The sequence below is a fragment of the Escherichia sp. AM3 genome, from assembly GCF_032029835.1.
Taxonomy (GTDB): domain Bacteria; phylum Pseudomonadota; class Gammaproteobacteria; order Enterobacterales; family Enterobacteriaceae; genus Escherichia; species Escherichia coli.
This window is the reverse complement of sequence record NZ_JAVUPQ010001379.1, coordinates 1-230: the sequence shown is the minus strand read 5'-3', so window position 1 is coordinate 230 and position 230 is coordinate 1. Positions and strand designations below refer to the sequence as shown.

Annotated in this window: 1 pseudogene; it reads left to right on the top strand. The window is 57.4% G+C overall.

From position 1 onward, the window contains the following. Window positions 1-230: pseudogene (gene deoD / locus RTW80_RS31130) on the top strand (purine-nucleoside phosphorylase); the annotation flags it as partial.

Below are 230 nucleotides of genomic sequence, written 5' to 3'. Positions count from 1 at the left end.
AAGTGAACAACGTGCGCGGCATGCTGGGCTTCACCGGCACCTATAAAGGCCGCAAAATCTCCGTGATGGGTCACGGCATGGGTATCCCATCCTGCTCCATCTACACCAAAGAGCTGATCACCGATTTCGGCGTGAAGAAAATCATCCGTGTCGGCTCCTGCGGCGCAGTGCGCATGGACGTTAAGCTGCGTGACGTGGTGATCGGCATGGGCGCGTGCACCGACTCTAAA